Below are 1,150 nucleotides of genomic sequence, written 5' to 3'. Positions count from 1 at the left end.
TCGTCTTACCAAGGATTATGAGTACACGATATCTTCTTCGGTTAGCTGGCTGTATTTAGCCAATATACAACTGATGTTGCAGCGAATTGAGGCTTATCACCAAATCTAATTCCCCAACAACTTCTAAACTTCGCGGGAGGATAGTTTTTAATTTAAAAGAGTCTGAGTTAACAAGTTAAGTTTCTTAACAAGACAGAAAGGTTAATAAATGGAGCATCAATTTTTCATCACTTCAGTTTTTTTCAATGATCACAATTGAAAGGCTTGAACAGCTTGTACAGAAGGGCAATGACGTTTTGCGGACCCATGTTCCAAATGCACCTAATATAATTGGATTTCCTACACTTGATAGTCAGGCGTTCACAGCTTGGCAATCACAAGTACTACACTATTTACAAACCAATTTATCTAACGATAATCAATATGTTATCTCTTTTAGAGAAAATGTAAAAAGGGGGTTTAAAAGCTCTGTTGAACAAGGAATCGGCATTTTAAAATCTTTGATTGAAGATATAAGTTTAGGCCTATTAGATCAGGAACAAGAAGAAAACAGCTTCGATTCAATCAATTCTTTGTACAAAATATTCGACAAATTCCATCTAATAGTCAGGCAATTAAGAAGTAGACATAGTAATAGACCAACTATTGATATTAGCGATGAGTATGATGTACAGGATTTATTACACGCATTATTAACGATTGATTTTAATGATATAAGAGCTGAGGAATGGACTCCAAGCTATGCAGGGAAAAGTAGTCGAATGGACTTCTTGCTTAAAGAGTTCAAAATTGTGATTGAAGTCAAGAAAACTAGAGTAGGGCTAACTGCGAAAGAGGTTGGGACGCAACTAATTGAGGACATAGCAAGATATAGAAGTCACCTGGATTGTGAGACACTTTTATGCTTCGTTTACGATCCCGAGGGTTACGTCGGTAATCCAAGAGGTATCGAAAATGACTTGAGTCGTGATGAAGGTGAAATCAAAGTTAGAGTGTATATCAGGCCTTGACATAATAATATATGGTAGTCCTCAAGAAGTAATGATGTCAGGTAAGAAGCCGCAACCAAGGGGGTAATTTTGAGTCGCCAAACTTGAATTACCCGTCATGTTTTACCAACACAACTGCCCTGGTTGCGGCTCTTCAAACA

Annotated in this window: 1 protein-coding gene; it reads left to right on the top strand. The window is 37.0% G+C overall.

The annotated features are described in order from the left end of the window. The first annotated feature begins 245 nt into the window (after positions 1-245). Positions 246-1,010, top strand: a complete 765-nt coding sequence (locus ACFSUS_RS29035) for a PD-(D/E)XK nuclease domain-containing protein (RefSeq protein WP_381528801.1) — start codon at positions 246-248, stop codon at positions 1,008-1,010. Positions 1,011-1,150: the final 140 nt, after the last annotated feature.

Source organism: Spirosoma soli, assembly GCF_042684525.1.
Lineage (GTDB): Bacteria > Bacteroidota > Bacteroidia > Cytophagales > Spirosomataceae > Spirosoma > Spirosoma soli.
Note: the sequence above shows the minus strand (reverse complement) of the source record. Positions and strands in the feature narration are given on the sequence as shown.